This is a genomic window from Mucilaginibacter sp. 21P, from assembly GCF_019331605.1.
Lineage (GTDB): Bacteria > Bacteroidota > Bacteroidia > Sphingobacteriales > Sphingobacteriaceae > Mucilaginibacter > Mucilaginibacter achroorhodeus.
In genome coordinates, this window is the sequence record NZ_CP063061.1 from 2,844,594 (window position 1) to 2,859,071 (window position 14,478).

Annotated in this window: 13 protein-coding genes; 9 read left to right on the forward strand and 4 right to left on the reverse strand. The window is 49.6% G+C overall.

Annotated features, from left to right (window positions below):
- Nucleotides 1–67: 67 nt before the first annotated feature.
- From INP83_RS12695 to INP83_RS12705, 3 genes are read right to left on the reverse strand one after another with little or no spacing between them, the layout of a single operon-like run.
- Complete coding sequence (locus INP83_RS12695; RefSeq protein WP_219124470.1) at nt 68–1,621, reverse strand: PepSY domain-containing protein; 1,554 nt, start codon at nt 1,619–1,621, stop codon at nt 68–70.
- 35 nt (nt 1,622–1,656) lie between these two features.
- The gene (locus INP83_RS12700) at nt 1,657–2,883 is read right to left on the reverse strand and encodes a DUF4374 domain-containing protein (protein ID WP_219124471.1); all 1,227 of its coding nucleotides are present in this window, start codon (nt 2,881–2,883) and stop codon (nt 1,657–1,659) included.
- Nucleotides 2,884–2,915: 32 nt separating this feature from the next.
- On the reverse strand, nt 2,916–5,345 hold the full coding sequence (locus INP83_RS12705; RefSeq protein ID WP_219124472.1) for a TonB-dependent receptor plug domain-containing protein: 2,430 nt from the start codon (nt 5,343–5,345) through the stop codon (nt 2,916–2,918).
- A gap of 145 nt (nt 5,346–5,490) precedes the next feature.
- On the opposite strand from INP83_RS12705, the gene INP83_RS12710 reads away from it, so the two are divergent.
- The 7 genes from INP83_RS12710 (at nt 5,491) to INP83_RS12740 (ending at nt 12,867) form a co-directional block, all read left to right on the forward strand.
- The gene (locus INP83_RS12710; RefSeq protein ID WP_219124473.1) at nt 5,491–6,444 is read left to right on the forward strand and encodes a helix-turn-helix transcriptional regulator; all 954 of its coding nucleotides are present in this window, start codon (nt 5,491–5,493) and stop codon (nt 6,442–6,444) included.
- A 108-nt stretch (nt 6,445–6,552) separates the two neighbouring features.
- Entirely contained in the window at nt 6,553–7,410 is an 858-nt protein-coding gene (locus INP83_RS12715) for an AraC family transcriptional regulator (RefSeq protein WP_219124474.1), read from the forward strand.
- 78 nt (nt 7,411–7,488) lie between these two features.
- Nucleotides 7,489–8,574 carry an HlyD family secretion protein gene (locus tag INP83_RS12720; protein WP_219124476.1) on the forward strand — a complete coding sequence of 362 codons (1,086 nt, stop codon included), beginning with the start codon at nt 7,489–7,491 and terminating at the stop codon, nt 8,572–8,574.
- A 1-nt stretch (nt 8,575) separates the two neighbouring features.
- Nucleotides 8,576–10,138, forward strand: a complete 1,563-nt coding sequence (locus INP83_RS12725) for a DHA2 family efflux MFS transporter permease subunit (protein WP_219124477.1) — start codon at nt 8,576–8,578, stop codon at nt 10,136–10,138.
- 12 nt (nt 10,139–10,150) lie between these two features.
- The gene (locus tag INP83_RS12730; protein ID WP_219124479.1) at nt 10,151–11,485 is read left to right on the forward strand and encodes a TolC family protein; all 1,335 of its coding nucleotides are present in this window, start codon (nt 10,151–10,153) and stop codon (nt 11,483–11,485) included.
- A 36-nt stretch (nt 11,486–11,521) separates the two neighbouring features.
- The gene (locus INP83_RS12735) at nt 11,522–12,217 is read left to right on the forward strand and encodes a siderophore-interacting protein (protein ID WP_219124481.1); all 696 of its coding nucleotides are present in this window, start codon (nt 11,522–11,524) and stop codon (nt 12,215–12,217) included.
- Between the two features lie 44 nt (nt 12,218–12,261).
- Entirely contained in the window at nt 12,262–12,867 is a 606-nt protein-coding gene (locus INP83_RS12740; protein ID WP_219124482.1) for a TetR/AcrR family transcriptional regulator, read from the forward strand.
- Nucleotides 12,868–13,135: 268 nt separating this feature from the next.
- Here the strand turns inward: INP83_RS12740 and INP83_RS12745 are convergent, their stop codons facing one another.
- Nucleotides 13,136–13,510 carry a hypothetical protein gene (locus INP83_RS12745; RefSeq protein ID WP_219124484.1) on the reverse strand — a complete coding sequence of 125 codons (375 nt, stop codon included), beginning with the start codon at nt 13,508–13,510 and terminating at the stop codon, nt 13,136–13,138.
- A gap of 132 nt (nt 13,511–13,642) precedes the next feature.
- On the opposite strand from INP83_RS12745, the gene INP83_RS12750 reads away from it, so the two are divergent.
- Together INP83_RS12750 and INP83_RS12755 are read left to right on the forward strand one after the other, a co-directional pair.
- The gene (locus INP83_RS12750; RefSeq protein ID WP_219124486.1) at nt 13,643–14,038 is read left to right on the forward strand and encodes a hypothetical protein; all 396 of its coding nucleotides are present in this window, start codon (nt 13,643–13,645) and stop codon (nt 14,036–14,038) included.
- 196 nt (nt 14,039–14,234) lie between these two features.
- Nucleotides 14,235–14,381 carry a hypothetical protein gene (locus INP83_RS12755; protein ID WP_219124488.1) on the forward strand — a complete coding sequence of 49 codons (147 nt, stop codon included), beginning with the start codon at nt 14,235–14,237 and terminating at the stop codon, nt 14,379–14,381.
- Nucleotides 14,382–14,478: the final 97 nt, after the last annotated feature.

Here is a 14,478-nt window from a genome sequence, read left to right on the forward strand (position 1 = left end):
CCGTGGTTACAGAGGTTTTAAATACGTAGATCACTTTTCTTACTTTTGTTATTGCGGGCTTTCAAATTTAATAATTGACCAGACCAGACCTGGAAACGATCAGAAAAAGCACCAGGAATACGAGCAGAAATGATAGCGATAAACCGAAATATCTGATCGTACCCCTGATGCTGACCTTTCGCTTGAAAAGTACCATCGTTTTGAACACCCATGAGGCAATGAAAGCGATCAAGGCGAAGACAAAGTTCATAATAACAATACCGAAGGTCATATAGACGGCCAGTGCTGCGGGCTCAATGACCACCCCGGACAAAAGTCCATAAAAAGCACCAGACAGAAAACTCATCAGCGCGGTCCAGAGCGCATACCTTGTTCCGGATCTGAAACTTCGCGTAAAAACGGTTTTCAGTGATGGCGGTTCAATCATCGCGGAGGTCTGATAATCTTTCTTTAATTTGAGTGGGCGCAGTTTATCTGCGCTTTGTTTTCGGTATCGTGGCCACCATATGATAACGCCTGTAATGAATAATACCAAGGGCGACAGTCCGGCCAGCAAAGCAAGGATCTTCGTCGGCAAGCCACCAAAGCTACCATAATGCACCGGCTTTAACCAATTGATATAAGCTTTGCCTATAGGCTGAAAATCTCGGGTGCTGTTAAAAACCACTTGACCTGAATATTGATCTATCATGAGTATATCGGTTTTGACCGGATATATTTTTCCCGGATTGACCACTTCCAGCGTATACGTCCCAACTCGTTTGGCCGGAAATGAGATGTCTTTGATCTGGCCATTGGGCATAACTGATCCGGCGATCCTTAGCAGTTGATCTAGCGATAAAGGTGTCGCACCCGCTTTAACAGTCGACTTAGCATTGATCAGTTTACCTAAAACGCCGATCCGCTCACCGCCGGTCATGATCAATGCCGGTGCGGCGATGATCCCGATATTCAGGCTGAACCCGGTCAGGCAAAGCATAATAACAAAAGGCGCTGTATAAAAGCCGATCACATTATGCCAGTCGTAATTCTGCCTTTTGAAACTTGCGTCGAATTTCACGGTCAATACCGATCTGAACTGTTTCCATTTAGCCGGTATCCAAAGTCTAAGTCCAGAGATCGTAATGATCAATAAGACCAGCGTCGACACACCTGCAAGTAGCCTGCCCGGCAGATCTAACAGCAGGCTCATATGCAGGCGCATGACGACCTGCATCAATGAGCTTTGAAAATTACGCTTCCCGGTCAGTTCTCCGTTGAATGGATTCAAGTATAATTCGGTTACTCCGTCTGCATTTTTGTTTTGACGAACAGAAATGCGATAAGGCAGATTAAGATTGGTAACGTCGCTGTTGCCAATTGCTGTCACCTGATATTCCGGGTATCTCACTTTCATGATCTCCGCAACTTCGGCAAAATTTAAGCGGTGAGACCGTGCTGCAACCCTGAAAAGTTCAGGGTTCAGCGCACGGTCGATCTCATCCTGAAAAACAAGGATACTGCCTGTAACGCCAATGAGCGCGACGATCGCACCGGCAATGACGCCAAGATAGGTATGCCACTTGCCGAACCACCTTTTCTGATGTTTCGCCCATTGCCAGGCTGATCCCTTTTTCTTCATGATGTTGTGTTCCAAAGTAAGCGTGGTCTCCGGGATCAATAGGTTAATTTGCTGACAGCGGTCACAACGGTAAGGCCTTTTACTTCGGCCCCCTTGGTAGCTGTTTTTGTGCTTAAATTGACTTTGTAAATGTTGGTTACTCCTGTATCACCCGTTACCGGCAACAGTACATTGGCCTTATCCTTCTCCACATAGAATGCCGTACTCAGTAAACCCAGATTATAGCTAGGTGAACCGCTTACCCATTCCACGGTCTTCTTATCGACGTCGAGTAAAGCAAGTTTCACTTTGCCGGCAGATTTACCTTGCTCGGCATACATTTCCGCCAGGAACAGGTTACCGGAAACATAGGTCATGCGTGCGACCTTGTAACCGCCGCTGGCAGTTTCCAGGTTAAAGAAGTAAGTAGCATCAAATTCGGTCGATCCTTTTTTGATCTTCAAAGCGGCTGACGGTTTGGTCGAGCCTGCTACAGCCGTCGAGAAGGAATAAACATCGCCGCTTTCGGTCTGAGCAACACCGTACATGCCAAAGTAGGCACCTATATAACTCGTCCTGTCATCCTTGATGATCTTTTCGAGTGTTAAACCTGGATAGGAAAAGACCGCGATCCATGAATTATCCAGAAACTTTGTACCGAAACCATCATCGGCTGTACCCTTGATGCTCATGAATGGCGCAAATACTTTGTCACCTACCTGGAACAAGCCGGTAAAGTACGCCATCTCACCGGTTCCGCTCAGCATGTTTGCCGTATTGATACTTGCCGTGGACTTGATCTGCGGATTTACTGCGTCCAGTACAGTAAACGTGGCTGTCGGGCTATTGATATCCCTTGGTACCGCGCAGGTAATAATAGCGTCCTTATTGAATGTACCAAAAACATTGGCTGTGGTCACATTGACCGTATTGCCTTTTACCAATTTTCCATCCGCCCCCAATTTATAAGGTATCACAGGACCCTGACCAGCCAAGCCGTAGGCAATGGAGAACATCGTGTTGTTTTGTATCAAACCGCTTCCCAGGTCCATTTCGACACCGTTGCCGGTCGTACTTACCGTACCGGCGGAGAGGTCATCGGCGGTGAGGACATAGCTGCTGCCGGACGTTGCGCCCGTGATCGCCATACCCGATAGGACATATTTTTCTTTGTTCGTCCCACCCGGTCCCGGGTCCGGGGTGTTGTTCTTGTCTTTTTTACAGCCTGCGGCCATCGTCATAAGGACGGCTGCGGTCAAAAGGATCGATCCTGATCTGTTCATGTGCTTTGATTTAAAATGTATATAAATGATGGTTACTCGTGTTTACGGGAGATAAAATACCTGAGCTTAATGTACCAGGCCCTGCCGGGCTTCTGGAGGCTGAAGTTGTCGAAGATGTCTGCATTGAACAGGTTCCGGCATTCCAGGCCGAGATTGTATTTGCCGTCCTTCAGGGTCATGAGCGCGCTCAGGTCGTGTTGCACCTGTCCGGGAATGATCGGTTTACTGCCTGCTTCACCCTGGCTTGGCCAATTCAGATAGTATTGGTGGACGTAAGTCAGGTTATAGCCGAGATTTAATCCGCTGTTGGCACCTCCGATACCTTTGATGTGGTACTGAGCCGCCAGATTTCCAAAGAGATATGGCATGTTCGGCACCCTGTCATTGTAAGTATCACTTAGTTGGTCTGTACCGGGAATGTACCGTGTCTGGTTACGGATATTCTGCCAGGTCATATTTCCGGTGACCGTAAATAGTTCGCCGCAGGCATAACGGATAGTGCCGTCGACACCATAGGTGGTTACATCCTGCTGGTTCAGCATCTGTGCCATGGCCACACCTCGCGAGGAGGTCAGGCTCGGACGGATGAAATCTTTGGAATTGCGATAAATGAAGTTGGATGCTATACTGACCGTGTTCCGGCCAAAACGTGGCAAACGTTGATCGATACCAAAATTAAAATTGTCCGAACGTTCAGGCTTCAGGGTGAAATTGGAGAGCAGGTCAGCCGTCGGGTTGCCGAAGATCTCATTATTGTCCGGTAGACGGTATGCCTTTTCGTACGAAGCTTTGATCTGCAGTCCGGTCCTGATGATCCAGGCCAGCGCGGTACCGTAGCCAGACCTGCTGATCAGGCGACGGTCTTCTGCATATACCGGAGGTGTGCCATACGGAGCGTCGGTAGGAACATTATTGATATAAGCTACTGTGGTCTGGCGATAGTTCTTTAGAAAAACGGAAAGGTTGAACCGGTCATTCGCGTCGAAACGGTAGCCCGCACCAATAATGTTTTTATAACTCTTCCTTGGCAGCTTGTTCAATTCATTGTTCAGATCGAGTTCATCTTTACCCTTCCGGTCGAAACCCGACCAGGTATCATTCAGGACGACCGAATGTTTGTCGCTGATCCTATAACTTAGCAGGCTGCTGGCCTGTGAGGTATTATTCCGGAATTTGTAGAGGGTGCGGTTCAGTTCGCCGCCGACCGCAGCTGGGTCAGTAGACTTGTTCCGGAATTCCCCGAGCCAGTTGTACTGGCGGAAGGCCGTATCGATGGATTGTTCGGTCCCGAAGTTGTAGTTCGCGCTGACATTCAGGCTCAATCCCTTCAGGAACAGGTCATTTTTCAAATATTTAAAGGTCGGCATGATCGTGTTTCCCTTACGCTTACGCGCGCCATAAACATCGAACATCCGGTTACCGGTCTGAATGTCAGCGTCATTCTGTCCAAGTGTTATTCCGAACAATAGTTTATCTGCATAAAGTTTACCCGTCACACCCGTGTTTAGGATGAGGGTTTCATTATGGTAACGGTCGTGGAAACGACGGACGCGCCGGGTCGTATAGACACCTGTCACCAGGTCCGCCACATCTGCGTTGACCCAATAATCGTTATCTGAATAGTTCTGAAATGCGTTCAGTTGTACGGTAAAACCCGACTTTCCGGTAAATCCGGCGTTGACAGCCGATCTGTACGTATTGAAGGACCCGTAACTGTAGGAAACATCCAGGTAATCTTTCTTATTTGGGTTGGTAACGATATTAATGGCACCGCCAAGTGCATCAGCCCCCAGCCATACCGGAACGACACCTTTGTAGACCTCGATCCTTTCCGCGAGGTTGACGGGGATATTATTAGTTTGTAGCGAAGAACCGAAATTATCCATCGGGACACCGTCCAGAAAGAATTTCACCTGGTTACCCGTGAATCCATTCAGCGAAAAATTAAAGCTGGACCCCAGGCCGCCGCTTTCTCTTACTCTTACCCCGGAAACCTGATTCAAAGCCTGGTTCAGATCATAGGTCGTATTGTGAAGCTTTTTTGAATCGATAGCCGTCACGTTGTACCCCTGACGGGTAACTGCTGCTGCCAGCACGCCGGTGACCTGCACTTCCGACAGTTCTTTCGTGTCCTTTTCAAGAATGACCGCGATCTCTTTTGTTCCCGTGCCGCTGATCCTGAATTTAATGGTAGCGGTATGATAACCGACCAGTGAACAGGTAGCGGTGTAGTCACCCAAAGCGAGCCGGTCCAAACGGAAGGTACCATCCGATGCACTCAGCACGGTCCTATCTCCGGGATAGGTACGAACGGTGATCCCTTCTAACGGCTGATGATCAATGTTGATCGCTTTCCCATACAGTGATCCTGTACGGCTTTGCTGCGCAGCTGACGCCAGCGGCAGGCTCAGCAGTAACCATAAAAATGAATAGCTTCTTGTGGATATAAATGTGTTGCTCAATGATGTAGTTTTAGATGAATAGCTGGTCTTATTTATAATCATTATAAATAAGTATCTTTGCTCGGCAAATGTAGGATGGCCATCCAGATCGTCCCGAAGTATTAATGCAGTGAAAAGAAGAATTACGATAAGCGGAATGACCTTGATGGACGCGATCCAGAGTGGATGCCTGAGTACCCGCAGGAGCGGCAACGTCATGATCAACCGCTACCGCATCAATGAAATGGGCATCTCCGCAGATGTACTGGAGATCTTCTTTTCGGACATCGTTATCCGGTATTCCGTGGCTTCTCTGCCATTCGATCTTGCTGTTAATGCGGATGGCGTGGAACCGACCGTTCAGATGCATTTTGGGCTTTCCGGTCACGAGCAGAGTTATCTTAACGGACAAGTAAGCCTGAGTATACTGGAAGGACAACACAATCTTTTTTTTGTGAATGCCGGCTCAGAAGAACTGCTCGTGATGGAACGCAACCGGCGCTTCATTACTTTTGAGGTTAATTTCAGGCCTGATCATTTCCACGGATTGCTGAAGGCCACCTATATGCCCTTCCAGCACTTCGCCGAGGCGATGGCAGAGCAGCGAAGCGTCCTTTTAGGCAGGCAAAGCCTGCCGGTGACCTTCGAAATGCGGCGTGTCATTGAAAATATCATCAAGTGCGACCTGCCGGATCATTTGCTGGAATTCTACCTGCAGTCAAAAGTAAATGAACTCTTTGCCCTGCAGTTACAGCAGTTCGGTGGCGGTCCCGGCCTGATCAGTTCCGTCAGGCTGCACGCGAGCGATGTGGAAATACTGACCACGATCAAGCGGGATATGGATTCCACATTGGTACTTCCGCACTCGCTCGAAGGTCTGGCCTACATCCATGGCATTAACACCGATAAACTAAAGAAAGGATTCAAACAGTTGTTCGGTCATACGGTGTTCGGCTATCTGCGTCACGTGAGACTTGAACAGGCCAGACTATATCTCCTCCAAAAGGACAGAACGATCGCAGAGATCGCCGCGCTTTCCGGTTATAAGAACCCACAGCATTTCAGCAAGGTCTATAAAGCGCATTATGGCGTTTTGCCAAGGGAAACGACCGGTCAATGAGTTGGCAGCTGACATACCAATGAATCAAGCACCGATAAATAGTCCAGTAAGTCCCGCGAAAAATCCAGCTATATTCCCGCAATAGTATGTACATTGCGGTCCTCAGAGATGGCTAAGAACAAAAGCAATATTCCGGTTTATCACCTGCACGAACGCGCAGTGCGGAGCTTCCAGCTATTTGATCTCGTCAGTCCCACAGATGTTTCCCATTGGGATCAGGCGCACCGTGATGACAATTATTTGTTTTTGTTTCAGCGTACCGGGTCGACCAGAATGATGGTGGACTTTAAAGAGGTAACGGTCGATGGCTGTGCCATCTATTGTATTCTGCCCGGACAAGTGCATTACGGCATTGATACGACCGGGCTTTCTGCTTGCGTACTAGCTGCGGATCCGTCCATCGTTCCTGAAAATTACCGGAATGCATTCGCGGAATTTGCTTTTGGCAACGTGCCGGTCATCGTATCCGAAGAAAAAGCGGTGCTGCTTCAATCGAGTTTGAACCTGCTTGGAAAGATCGACCTCCATTTTGAAGACCTTCGGGAAGATCGGACTCCGGATCATATGCTGGACGTATGCATTAGCCTGTTCGCGGGGATCTGCCAGGCCAGTAAAGGGCCCGGTCCCGCTTCAACACTCCGGCCACAATTGATCACCCGGCAGTTCCGAAGCCTGCTGCTGTTGCGTTTCCGGGAGATGAAAAGTCCGTCCGAGTACGCGGCGGCGCTGAACGTATCTGCCTCTTATCTGAATGAAGTGGTCAAGAACACCACCGGTTTCCCGCTAAGCTACTGGATCCATCAGGAGATCATACTGGAGGCTAAGCGTCAACTCTTCTACACCGACACTACGGTCAAGGAACTCTCACACCTGCTCGGCTATACCGACACCACTTATTTTATCCGCCTCTTCGGCAAAACGACCGGCATGTCACCGCTGGAGTTTCGCAGCAAATACCGCAAATAGTCCATACATTCAGACAATTGGTTCATTGTTTCGACGTGCCCTCATTTCTTCCTTTGTCCTATTCAAAATCATCAGACAATGGAAGAAGAAATATCCCCAAAAAAGAAGAACAATAAACCCAAACTGTTGCTTGGTGCGGCTGTTCTGATCGGCCTGGCCTGCTATGGCATTAGTATCTATTACAACAGCCGCCAGTATGAGTCGACCGACAATGCGCAACTGGACAGTGATGTGCTGCCCATCAGGGCCGGTATCAGCGGTTACCTGTCGGACATACGCTTCAAGGACAACCAGGAGGTCAGGAAGGGCGATACGCTCCTGGTGTTCAGTACGACCGAACTGAAGGCCGAAGTGGCCCGTATCTCAGCTGAACTATCGAGTGCCGAACTCAACGTCGCTATTTCCGAAGGTACCGCGCAGGCCAGCCTTCAGAACGCACAAGCCGCACGCTATGATACGGAGTCGGATGCACATGCAATCCAGGCCGCGAAAGCCACTTATGAGCGCTCTCTCAGCGATCTTGAGCGCGCCGGAAAACTGCTGGAGATCAAAGCCATCACCCAGACCGCTTATGGGCAGTTGCAAACACAGGCTGATGTCAATAAAGCCGCTTACCTGAAAACGCAGGCGCTGCGCCGGTCGTCGACAGGCAATGTGACCCAACTGAACACGCGAGCGGTGACGCAGGGCAAACAGGTCGGCGTTGCCCGAAACCTCATCAGGGAAAAGCAGGCAGAATTGGACGCCGCCAGGGAACGGCTGACCCATGCCTTTGTGATCGCACCGTTCGATGGGATCGTTACCAAAAGGAACGTGCAATCCGGCCAATATATCACGGCCGGTCAGTCGCTATGCGCGTTGATCAACCACAAAGACATCTGGGTGACCGCCAATTTCAAGGAAACGCAGTTGGATAAGCTCAAACCAGGACAGCCGGTGAGCATCTCTGTTGATGCGTTCGAAGGCGCGAAACTGACCGGCAGGATCGAATCGCTAAGCGGCGCGACCGGCGCCCGGTTCGCCCTGCTGCCTCCTGACAACGCCACCGGTAACTTCATCAAGATCGCGCAGCGTTTTCCGGTCAGGATCCGGTTAGACCGGAATCCCGGCGATGGAAAACTCTATCCTGGCTTGAGCGCATTTGTCAAAGTAAAGGTCAATTAACATGGCAACGGAACAACAATATCCGACCGGTGCCGCCAAATGGATCCTGGTGCTGACCTGCGTGACCTGTGCGGTAATGGAGCTGATAGACAGTACGATCGTGAATGTCTCCCTGCGGGAGATCAGCGGTAACATCGGCGCGACCGTTACCGAGATCGGCTGGGTTTCCACCGCTTACGGGATAGGTAATGTGATCATCATCCCATTATCGGGGATGCTCGCCAGTTTGTTCGGCCGCAGGTCGTACTTCACGGCTTCCGTGCTCATCTTCACCGTTACCTCTTTATTGTGCGGTCTTTCTGGCAGTTTGTGGATGCTGGTCGGCTGGCGTTTCATCCAGGGCATGGCGGGTGGCGGCCTGCTGGCAACGGCCATGTCGATCGTCTTGGGTGCTTTCCCTCCGGAGCAGGCCAAAACAGGCTTCCTGATCTTTGCGCTAGGTGTCCTGCTCGGGCCGGTGTTCGGCCCGGTCTTAGGCGGCGTGATCACCGATTCCCTGTCCTGGCACTGGATATTCTTTGTCAACGTGCCCATCGGGATCATCGGCGGCATGCTTTCCTGGCAGTACATCACTGATCTCAAGGACGCTGTAAAACCTAAGAAAATAGACTGGGCAGGCATTGTTTTCATTGCCATGGCTCTGGGTTCCTTACAATACGTACTGGAGGAAGGCTCGATCCACGACTGGTTCGACAGCACGGAGATCCGTACTTTCTTTACGATCTCGATCGTATCCTTTATCGCCTTTATCTGGCGGGAATTGAGCACAGATCATCCGGCGGTCAACCTGCGATTGTACACAAATTTCAACCTGATCATGGGTAATGTCATCGGACTGGCTTACGGTATCATGGCCAACGGTACACTATTTATCTTTCCGCTGCTGGCCCAGATCTCTCTGGGCTGGACCGCTACCAAGACCGGTGCGTTCCTCATTTCGGGCGGGCTGACCGGTGCTGCAGGCATGATCCTGGGTAAGAAACTCTTTGAAAAGACCAGCGTCAAAGTACCGATGATCACCGGACTGGTGCTCGTGATCGTTTCACTGCTCCCGCTGGGCTTTTTATCCCCTGATGCATCAGGGGATGATCTTTTCTGGCCCTTTATTATCCGCAACATCGGTGTCGCCTTTATCGCCCCGAACATGATCGGTATCGCCGTAGGTACGCTGCGCGGCGAGGAACTTGCACAGGCATCGGGGCTTTCCACCATGACCAGGCAACTGGGCGGTGCGATCGGTGTCGCGCTGATCAGTATCTATACCACCCGGAATGCCGCACTCGTCCGCGGCAACCTCGTCGGCCACATTTCTGCTTACAGCGACGCGACTGAGGAACGGCTGGGGCAACTCACCCAAAGCTTTTCCGCTTCTGGTTACGCTACGGATGATGCAGAACGCGCAGCGCATCAGATCATCGATGCCGGCATCACCGGCCAGCAGACCCTGCTGGCTTATAACCACGGGTTCATCACCTTCGCCATCTTGTTCGCGATCTGTATCCCGCTCATCCTGATGATCAGGACACCCAAGAAAAGTGAACAGGACCCGGCAGACGCACATTAAATTCTAAAACCAATGAAACAGATCATTCCCATTATATTACTAATCCTAACGGCATCCCTGTGCGAAGCGCAGCAAACAGCCGATACCTTGAAATTATCACGGACCGAAGCGATCAGGATCGGCCTGCAGAACCGCTACGATGTAAAAGCCAATGCTTATGATGCCCGGATCGCCGGATCGCAGATCGCGCAGGCGAAAAATAAATGGCTGCCTGAGATCAATGGGGACGGACAGGTCAGGTACAGCCCACAGTTGCAGAATTCTGTAATCCCCGGCGGCGTACTGCCGGGCTTTAACGAGCCCACGCTGCTGCCGCTGACCGTAAAGAATCAGACGGTCTTAGGCCTCAGCCTTTCACAACCCATTTACGACGCGAACCTGATCAACGATGTCCGGATCGCTAAGAACCGATCGCTGCAGCAACAAGAGAAGAACCGTGCGGCTGAGATCGAGATCATGCTGACCATCAGCCGCAGTTACCTCGATGTCCAGTTGCGGGGATTGCAAAGACGCGTGGCCGCCAATATCGCGGAACGTAACAGCGAATATGAAAAGATCGCCGAAGGAATGCTCAAAGCCGGGTCCCTGATCGAGAATCAGTATTTGCGCGCGAAGCTCGACAGGGAAAATGCGGAGCAATTGTTAAAGCAGGCCGAACAAAGCTATGCGCTCAGCTTGCTGCAACTACATTACCATTTGAACGTGCCGGAAAGCACGAACCTGAAGCTGACCGATCCCCTTGAACTGACCGGTGCCAGCGATCCCGACGCAAGTCAGCCGAGTGGAACACGTTCAGAGATCCGTTTGCTGGAACTGGCCGGGCAGGAATATGAACTGAACCTCCGGAAAGCCAGGCAGGCTTTGCTGCCCGCACTCTCTTTCGGCGCAAACTATTCACAGCAATTTCTTTCGGATGACTTCCGGTACGGCACGGGCCGATGGTGGAGCCCATTCAGTTACCTGTCCCTGAACCTGCATATTCCGATCTCGGCCCATTATAAGAACAGGGCTCTGTCTAGCGAATACCGGGAGCGGATCGGCCAGAACACTATGCTGCTGGCACAGAAGAAGGCCGATATCGATTATGAGGTACAGCAGGCGAAGATCGCGCTGCGAAACGCCGTTTCGAACATGAAAAATGCCGGGGATAGTTATCAATTATCAAAAACCATTTTCCAAAACCAGCAGCAGCAGTACCGGCTCGGCGCATTTGAGTACAGTTCATTGCTCGACACAGAGAAAAGCCTGAATGAGACCGAACGGGTCTACATACAGAGCGCTTACGACCTGATGCTGGCACGACTGCAGTTACAGAAAGCGACCAATAATTTTAATGTCAACAAATAGCTTATGCCTAACGTCCCAAAATGGGTAGCGGACCAAATGGAGAATCTGCTATCCTCCAAGTACCTGGATGTCGAAGTGACCGGCACCATCAAATATAGCGAAGAATTGAAGAAGGTCACCTTCAGCGCCGATCTGCAGCATATCGATTACCATCCCGGGTCGTCGATCATCTTCCGGGCCAGCGACCGTGAACTGCGGCATTACACGCCATACAATTTCGCCGAGGCCGCAGGAACATTCGAAGTGATGTTCCATTTGCATGGCAAAGGCCCTGGCAGCGATCTTGCCTCCAGGCTATTACCCGGTGACCGGCTTAAGATCTCCGCGCCAGGAGGCAAGAAACTATATGAGCCCAAAGCTGATTATCACTATTTCTTCGGCGATGAGACCAGCCTTAGCTTCTATTTTGCGCTGATGGAAGAGATCCACACGAACGGTCAGTTATGCCGTGGCGTCTTGGAACTAAATGAAAGCAATCTGAATATTCCTGAAGATCTCGGTTTCGATGTCAAGACCGTCAGCCGTTCGCCGGAAAATCCGGCCAGCACAGCGATCGCTGTCCTGCAGGCGGACCTGGCAGCGATCCCCGGCCTATTGAGACAAGCCGTCTTTTACCTGACCGGAAATGTGGCTTCGGTACAGGCGTTCCGGAAAGTGTTGCGATCATTGGGTGTCGCTTCCAAAAGTATCAAGCTACAAGGTTATTGGGCAGAAGGTAGTGTGGGCTTATAGTTTGATAGCCAAATGTTCAGCGCGTCCATAACCAGATAACGATCATGAAAGACAAAGAACAAACCAAGCGAAAGTTGATCAATGCCGTAGCCCACGTCATCCGGAACGAGGGTCATTCCGGTTTAGGCGTTAATAAGATCGCCCGGCTGGCGGGTACGGATAAGAAACTGATCTACCGTTATTTTGGCAGCTTTGAGCGATTATTGGAAGCTTACGTGATGGAAACCGATTACTGGATGCGCTTTGCCGACCATTTGCATGAACTTAAAGTGCCGGAAGGAATGGAAGATGTGAAAAGCTTACTTGGAGATATCCTCAAGAACCAATTCCTCTATTTTTACGAGCATAAAGAAATGCAGCAGTTGATCTTATGGGAACTGACCGTTAGCAGCAACCTGATGCGTAGTGTACACCGTGCCCGGGAGGCGAAAGGACAAGAACTTTTACAGATGGCCGATCAATATCTGAAAAATGACCAGTTGAACTTCCGGGCCGTAGCCGCCTTGCTTGTGGGCGGCATCTACTACATGATCTTGCATACCCGGCATAATGGTGCCGTCTTCTCTGATATCGACCTGTCTGAGCCAAACGGCCGTCAGCACATAATAAACGCTATAGAAACGATTTTGACAATGGTCTTCGAAGGTTAAACGATAAGCTCGGGTCAAGATCACCCCGAATGGTATGCTTATCCATCGACAGGGTTCAAGTTCAAACTGCTAACATGATACATCAACTGCTTTGTTGTGGGCGTTTCAAAACGCTTTATAGATAAATTGAAAAGAAATTCATTTTCTTATATAATCGTATTCGAGATGCCCTGATTTATTGGTGTTATAATCGCCCTATTAAATTACAAACCTTCATTCGAGTAGTCTCAGGCGAGGATCAAAGGAATTTCTAAAGAAGAGTCCAACGTTATTTTCTTTTCCCAATGATCAAAGTGTCTACGACAAATGAATTATTATGGTATCGCCTGGTCACCAATGATCGGACCCCCGCAATGTACTTGATATTCTTTTTTGGCTCATCTTTGTAAAACAGGTAATATCCACCTTCGGCATACAAAGGAAGCTTGAAATACTGGATGGTTAAGGGATCAAGGACCAGTACGCTATCAACAGGCAATTCCTGAGGGTAATAAGTGTATTGTACCTGTTGCAAGTGTCGTGATACATTCATCCGGATGTCCTTGGTGTTTTTACTGAAATAGTCATTTGCGGGCGCTGGGCTCATTACGAAACAACTACCCAAGCAAGCAGCAATAGGAAATAAGAAAATAAGTTTTTTCATGTTATTGGTAAGTCATTTACACGTCTTAAGATAGGATTTTTTTCTTTCTGTAGCGGAACGACTGGTGTTTCCGTATTAGTATATATTCCAGTTGACGTGGCTGATAATTATTTATTTTTAAACCCTTAATTTATGAAGCTTCTGACAAGGCCTTTACTCGTTTTTTTATTAGCTGGCCCGATCTTGTCGTTCGGATGCCGAAAATCGGATGAGGATAAGGTGCGCGTGGATAGTCATACAACCTATTCTGGAATGGTGATCACGAAGTCGTGCCCGTCTTATGCATTTATTAAAATCACGAATGCCAATATTGGCGAAAACTGGGAGTATGATAATAAAACCTATGATCACGTTATTGCGATAGCCAATTGCCCGACATCGGTGAGCCTTGGCGCATCGATATCGTTCAGTATCGATACCCAATCGAACTACCAGGACTGCCTCGCATTAACGCCCTGTACTCAGGTAATATTCATCGCTAAGATGCCATCAGGTATCTATTGCGCCAAGGATCTGAAAACACAATAAGATATTCCCTTGCTTTGCACATTTTTTTAGCAGCCCGTAAATCGCAACTGCGTTCAACTCGCGGACATTAGGTTAAATAATGAATGCGAGTGTATAGTTCAACTATTTTTGGATGCTTTTACGCAACAGGTCGATGACCCTGCCGCAAACTATTTTTACCTGATCGAACGAACTCGACTTTGCTTACGTAGAGCTCATGAAACGAAGTGCTTATTTCTCACCGCCAGCACATTATCCGTCCAATGATGAACTGGCGTATCCCGGGAACAAGATCCGTCAAACGGTCATTGCGAATGCGGGCTATGATCAGATCACTGCTGAAGCGGAATTAAAAAAGGAATAGCCAAAGCGGTCTCCTTCGGGACACTCTTTCTGGCCAATCCCGACCTACCAAAACGATTCGAACTGGACGCCGCACCGAATCAGCCGGACCGCACAAC